Origin of the sequence: Vibrio sp. SG41-7, assembly GCF_014164465.1 — a bacterium.
Classification (GTDB): Bacteria; Pseudomonadota; Gammaproteobacteria; order Enterobacterales; family Vibrionaceae; genus Vibrio; species Vibrio splendidus.
In genome coordinates, this window is record NZ_JACJFF010000396.1 from 1 (window position 1) to 294 (window position 294).

Below are 294 nucleotides of genomic sequence, written 5' to 3' on the forward strand. Positions count from 1 at the left end.
GTTATTACTACCTAATCTGGGCTTATCGCAAGTTATTACGCCTTTCATCGCCTCTGACTGCCAAGGCATCCACCGTGTACGCTTAGTCACTTAACCATACAACCCGAAAGGGTCTTAGCGTATGGTAACTAACCAAGGTTTTTGGTTGTCATCAAGAAGGGTTAATTCTTGATAACTGTTTGCCGGACTCAATTGTGAATCAATGTAAACATTGATTCGAATACAAGACACTTGAATGTGTTTGTTGTGTTTATCTAATGAAAGATAAACATTGAGAACTTTTAAATTTGATTG

General features: G+C 37.8%; 1 protein-coding gene and 1 rRNA gene. Both read right to left on the reverse strand.

The window, feature by feature from the left end; all coding sequences use genetic code 11:
* Positions 1–96, reverse strand: a 23S ribosomal RNA gene (locus H5300_RS27320); the annotation flags it as partial.
* An 18-nt stretch (positions 97–114) separates the two neighbouring features.
* Positions 115–294, reverse strand: a 180-nt coding sequence (locus H5300_RS27790) for a hypothetical protein (RefSeq protein ID WP_220503601.1), incomplete at its 5' end; no start/stop codon positions are given.